Raw genomic sequence first — 5,790 nt, forward strand, 5'->3', positions numbered from 1 at the left:
ACGCTAAACCGTGATGTTAATTCAATATAAGAAGTATGCTCATTGTGTCACGCACAGGGCAAACCATTCGAAAGAGTGGGACGCAAAGCCTCCGGCCTGAACCATATTACGATATGGAAGGTAGCGGGGTTACCGATGGCAAGTGTGTAAGCAATGACTTTACTCTGTAATGACATTGTTTTTACGCATGTTTGCTACTCTCTCGGACCTGACTTTTGGTGGCGTAATATTAATTACACCGAGATAACAAAACATGGATAAACCGATACTCAAAGACTCTATGAAGCTATTTGAGGCACTTGGTAATATCAAGTCGCGCTCAATGTTTGGTGGCTTCGGACTATTCGCTGATGAAACAATGTTTGCACTAGTGGTAAACAATCAGCTTCATATCAGAGCAGACCAAAAAACTTCATCTGACTTCGAGAAACAAGGGCTAAAGCCTTACGTTTATAAAAAACGTGGCTTTCCAGTCGTTACAAAGTACTACGCTATTTCCAGCGATTTATGGGAATCAAGCGAACGCTTAATCGAAGTAGCGAATCAATCATTGAAAAAGGCAAAGCTTGAGAAAGAACAACAAGCAAGTACAAAGCCTAACCGTTTGAAAGATTTGCCTAACTTACGACTGGCTACCGAGCGCATGCTAAAAAAAGCCGGCATCGAATCCGTAGAGAAGCTTGAAGAGGAAGGTGCGCTTAACGCCTATAAAGCGATAAGAGATACGCACTCTGCAACCGTCAACATTGAGTTGCTATGGGCACTAGAAGGTGCTATCAACGGCACTCATTGGAGTGTGGTACCCCAAGCTCGCCGAGATGAGTTGATGAACGGCCTCCAATAAAAGTCGGCCTAAAAACTATCTTGTAAAACCGCAGTCTGATCTGCGGTTTTTTTGTGAAATTTTTTCGGTTTTCCTACTGTCTTATTACATATATCCCAAATTGGAATCAAAATTATGAATAAGAAACTGATATTAGGTCTCATCCTACTAGCGGCTATCGTCTTTTTAGGTATTAACTTTGGCCAGTATTTAACCTTAGAGAATGCAAAAGCCCAACAAGAAGCACTAACTACATACATCGATCAGAATTTTGTATTCTCGGCTGCGATTTACTTTTTTACCTACATTGCAATTACCGCTTTTTCTATCCCAGGAGCGGCAGTAGTCACCTTACTTGGTGCAGCCTTATTTGGTTTTTGGACAAGCTTGCTACTGGTTTCTTTCGCTAGCACTATGGGGGCAACACTGGCCTTCTTGAGCAGCCGATACTTATTGCGTGACTGGGTACAAAACAAATTCGGAAATAAACTCAACGCAATTAATCAAGGTGTCGAAAAAGACGGAGCTTTTTATCTATTTTCCTTGCGTCTAATCCCTGTATTCCCTTTCTTTCTAATCAACTTACTGATGGGCTTAACACCGATGTCTGTAGGTCGATTTTATCTCACTAGCCAAATAGGTATGCTGCCAGGCACAGCCGTATATCTGAATGCAGGTACTCAATTAGCAACAATTGAAAGCCTATCGGGCATTGTTTCACCCGCAGTATTAGCGTCTTTTGCGCTATTGGGACTATTTCCAATCATCACTAAATGGGTTATGAATAAAGTAAGGCCGACACCAAGTCAGCAAAACTCGTAATTGGTGAAGTGGGTATTTTGATGAAAATATTTATCGCTAAAAACCCAGCAGAAGCACACATTGTATGTGAGCTGCTTAAAGTGGAACAAATTTACTGTGAAGTTCGCGGAGAAGGTATTTTCGGCTTAAAAGGAGAACTGCCGTTTGGTGATGATACCGATCCTTATGTGTGGCTTTTTGACACGGCACAAAAGATGAAAGCTGAAGAAATAGTAAAAGCATATCGAAAACAATCCGATAGGCATGAGTATCAAGATTGGCAATGCCCAAAATGTCATGAAATAAACGAAGGGCAATTTGGTGCATGTTGGCAATGTGGATATCAACTAGGAGAGCTATAGCGGCCCTCCTATTCAGTGGATGCACTCAGTTTTAAGCACATACAGCTTGCTGTTTAATAAACTCGATGGAGTGTTGATTGAAGTCTTCTGGACGCTCTACATTGCATACATGACCACAATTCGGGATTTCTCGTAGAATGCTGAGCTTATGTGCTGCAACCATTTCTTTGACAGGTTTAATAAACATGTAATCCCTGTCGCCCATTAAGTAAAGAGTCGGAATGGGTAACTCTCGATCTTTAAAATATTTCATTAACGGATTTACATCAGCGGCAAGAATAAACCAACGTTTAAATTCTTTTTGGCAAAGCTTCTTGGCTTCGCGAATAAAAAGGTGGCGAGATTCTCGTTGGCTTCTTTGAGGCATAACAATATAAGCGAACAGTTTGTAGAGCCACATGTACGGTAGGATATGCTTACAAAAATTACCTAATTTCACCAATATCTGAGAACGAGTGTTAAGCCTTGTGACAGCACCGCCGAGCACCATCGAACGTACGCGCTCTGATGACAATTCAGCAAGGTTTCGAACAATAATAGTACCAAGCGACATACCGACAAAATGAGCGGATTGGATCTTTAAATGGTCCAATACTTTCAAAATATCTTGGGTAACTTCCGTAAAGGTATAACGGCTAGCAATGAGCTCTTTAAGTAACTGATTTGACTTTCCATGACCTCTTAAATCGATCAGCAATAAGTTAAAGTGTTGCTTGTAAGCTTTAATTTGCTTGAACCAGATAGAAGAGCTACCACCAGCACCGTGCACAAATACAACCCACTCATTACTAGTAGGGTGCAAATAGGTTTTATGAAAAAGTAGCGGCTGGGTCATATTGAGTATCAAAAAGATCGTGCTATTGAGTAAAAAGCCATCCTACCACACTCCCCTTACTCAAGATAATAAAGGCACCTCATTCGGTGCCTTTCGTTACAATTTTAAGTCAAACTAACGCTGAGTGGTAAAGCTGCAAATAAGATTCTGCGGCCTTTTGCCAACAAAAGTCTTGTTGCATCGCGTGCAACTGTACTTTATTCACTTCAGGCTCGTTTTGAGCGTAGAGCAACAGTGCCCTTAGCATCGTTAACAACAATGCCTGCGGTGTCGGTTCGAAAAAAACAAACCCCGTTGCTTCAGATGGGTTTACATCATAATCGCTAACGCTGTCCTTTAAGCCACCAACACCGCGTACTATCGGTAATGTCCCATAAGCCATACTATAGATTTGGTTTAAGCCACATGGTTCAAACTCAGAAGGCATCAAGAAGAAATCAGAACCAGCTTCAACGATATGCGCAAGTTCATTGTCATACGCTTCTACAAAGGCAAATTTGCTAGAAAACTGCGCGGCAACCTCTCGTAACTGAGCGGCAAGAACAGGGTCTCCGGTCCCAACGACAACTAGCTGAACATCGTGCTTCAAAAAGTCGGCCAAAGCAGGCAACAAGTAATGAACGCCTTTCTGCTGGGTCAACCGACAAACCATACCGAACATAGCTACATTTTTTTCGGGCAAATTTAGTCGTTGTTGTAATGCTTTTTTACAAGCTTTCTTCCCTTGCGACATACTTTGCTGGTCGGCGCAGTAATTAACCGGCAAGTAGGTATCAGTTTCCGGATTCCAAGCGCTGTAATCACAACCATTCAAGATGCCGACTAAGTCCTGCGCACGTTGCTGAAACTCCCAAGCCATGCCGTGACTGCCAAGCTCTGTTTTTAGTTCCTCTGCGTACGTAGGGCTAACCGCGTTTATCTTATCTGCATTCATTACACCAGCTTTAAGCATCGTAATATGCGTTGCACTCACCGCAGCATCGGGAACGTTTCTACAATGAAACTCTGGCAAACACTGCACATCTTCATAACTAAATACGCCTTTAAAGACCGCATTGTGAATTGAAATGACGCTTTTAGTATGAGCAAAAAACGGATCATTGCCATACCTGTGCTTGAGCAAAAATGGAACAAGACCTGTGTGCCAATCGTTCGCGTGTATGATATTAGGTTGAAAGGCGAGCTTGGGTAACATATCGAGACATGCTGCACTAAAAAACGCAAAGCGCTCGCCGTTATCAGTATACGCTTGGTTGTTCTCCGCATACATTGATGGTCGATTGAAATACGGCGGACAATCAATCAGGTAAACAGGATTTTGACCTAACATGAGCCGCAAAACTCGATACTCCGTATGCGGCCATGATGTTAATTCTGTTTCTAATACAACTTCTGCGTCTGCGAGTTTATCAATACTGCTGTACGCAGGGATGGTAATTCTTACGTCTTGCTGTAGGTTTTGAAGGGCTTCCGGTAGTGCCTTGGCAACATCTGCCAAGCCACCACTTTTAATGAGGCCTTCAACCTCAGAAGCTACAAACAGAATAGATAAGTTGTTAGTAGCCAACTCGAGCTCCTTTCGGAATAACAACAATGCCCTCCTCAGACACGTGGAAGTGTTTTTTATCTTCTTGAAGATTCACACCAATCTGAGTACCAGGAGCAATATCGGCATCCTTGTCGACAATCACACGACGTAAAACACATCCTTCGCCAATTTTTACGTCACCAAGAAGTATACATTCGCTGATATCGCAAGCAGAAGCAATATTACTGCGAAAACCAAGCACCGACTTTTCGATTCTTGAGCCTCTAACATAGCTGCCATTACACACTAAACTATCGATTATCTGCACACGACCATTATCAGAGTCGGTAAATGTCGCAGGTGGCAATGGTGGGTAGTAGGTATGCAATGGCCATTTACGGTTGTACAGCGAAAATGGTGCATCTTTTTCTAGCAGATCCATATGCGCTTGCCAGTACGCATCAATAGTTCCGACATCACGCCAGTACACCTCTTCTTTTTCGCCACTGATTTTGTTGGTACTGAAGTCATACACGAACACATCACCTCTAGGGAACATCTTTGGAATGATGTCCTTTCCAAAATCATGTGATGAAGCTTCATTATCCGCATCTTCGACCAACTCTGAGAACAGTACCTGAGCTTCAAAAACATAGTTACCCATTGAAACTAAAGCGTAATCAGGGTCACCAGGAATCGACTTCGGATTTGCTGGTTTTTCTTCAAAGCCAATCATACGGCCTTCGCTATCCACTTCGATAACCCCAAATTGCGACGCCTCTTTTAGTGGCATGCGCAATGCAGATACCGTCAGAGAAGCCTGCTTTTCTGAGTGGAAGTTCAGCATTTGTTTGATATCCATCTTATAGATATGGTCAGAGCCAAAAATACAAACTTGCTCTGGTTCCTCTAACTCCATAAAACGCAGGTTTTGATAGATCGCGTCCGCCGTCCCTTCGTACCAACGTTTACCAGTACGCATTTGAGCGGGAATAGGATCGATAAAGCGGTCTGTAATGCCGTTGATGTTCCACCCCTTTTTTAAGTGATGGAATAAAGATTGAGATTTAAATTGGGTTAGGACGTAAATGCGCATCAGATCCGCATTAACAAAATTGTTTAGAGCAAAATCGATCAATCGATAACTACCACCAAACGGTACCGAAGGTTTACTGCGAGATTCCGTTAAAGGTCTCAAACGAGAGCCTTCACCGCCAGCAAGAATCATTCCCAAAACACCAGCCATTTGTTGTTCTCCATATCGTTATAGCTTGGATTTGGTACTCGCTTGAATGAGTCATACTCGGGGAGTCAAGCGAATACATTTAGCAACCGTCTCTGAGTTTCTGTGAACTCTTACAACACGGATAAAAAAGCTACGGCACTTCCAGTATGCAACGTCCACTCTTTCCTTATTTTTTGACGCAAACAATGCACACAG

At 42.6% G+C, this 5,790-nt stretch carries 6 protein-coding genes and 1 riboswitch; of the genes, 3 read left to right on the plus strand and 3 right to left on the minus strand.

The window, feature by feature from the left end:
* Positions 1–47: 47 nt before the first annotated feature.
* A riboswitch (cyclic di-GMP riboswitch) is annotated at positions 48–137 on the plus strand.
* A gap of 116 nt (positions 138–253) precedes the next feature.
* The 3 genes from CAG68_RS01090 to CAG68_RS01100 all read left to right on the plus strand — a co-directional run bounded on the left by CAG68_RS01090 (position 254) and on the right by CAG68_RS01100 (position 1,986).
* Positions 254–844 carry a TfoX/Sxy family DNA transformation protein gene (locus CAG68_RS01090; RefSeq protein WP_005378367.1) on the plus strand — a complete coding sequence of 197 codons (591 nt, stop codon included), beginning with the start codon at positions 254–256 and terminating at the stop codon, positions 842–844.
* A gap of 114 nt (positions 845–958) precedes the next feature.
* Positions 959–1,645 (plus strand): TVP38/TMEM64 family protein, encoded by a 687-nt coding sequence (locus tag CAG68_RS01095; protein ID WP_005378366.1) that lies wholly within the window; start codon positions 959–961, stop codon positions 1,643–1,645.
* Positions 1,646–1,665: 20 nt separating this feature from the next.
* Positions 1,666–1,986, plus strand: coding sequence for a DUF2007 domain-containing protein (locus CAG68_RS01100; RefSeq protein WP_017820033.1), 321 nt, complete (start codon positions 1,666–1,668; stop codon positions 1,984–1,986).
* A gap of 31 nt (positions 1,987–2,017) precedes the next feature.
* Here CAG68_RS01100 and CAG68_RS01105 read toward each other — a convergent pair whose 3' ends face one another.
* The 3 genes from CAG68_RS01105 to glgC form a co-directional block, all read right to left on the minus strand.
* Positions 2,018–2,821, minus strand: a complete 804-nt coding sequence (locus CAG68_RS01105) for an alpha/beta fold hydrolase (RefSeq protein WP_017820032.1) — start codon at positions 2,819–2,821, stop codon at positions 2,018–2,020.
* Positions 2,822–2,930: 109 nt separating this feature from the next.
* Positions 2,931–4,388, minus strand: coding sequence for a glycogen synthase GlgA (gene glgA / locus CAG68_RS01110; protein ID WP_017820031.1), 1,458 nt, complete (start codon positions 4,386–4,388; stop codon positions 2,931–2,933).
* Complete coding sequence (gene glgC / locus CAG68_RS01115) at positions 4,378–5,595, minus strand: glucose-1-phosphate adenylyltransferase (RefSeq protein ID WP_017634726.1); 1,218 nt, start codon at positions 5,593–5,595, stop codon at positions 4,378–4,380. The genes glgA and glgC overlap by 11 nt, the downstream gene beginning before the upstream one ends.
* Positions 5,596–5,790: the final 195 nt, after the last annotated feature.

The sequence above is a fragment of the Vibrio sp. V42_P2S4T144 genome (genome assembly GCF_009904715.1).
GTDB lineage: Bacteria > Pseudomonadota > Gammaproteobacteria > Enterobacterales > Vibrionaceae > Vibrio > Vibrio alginolyticus.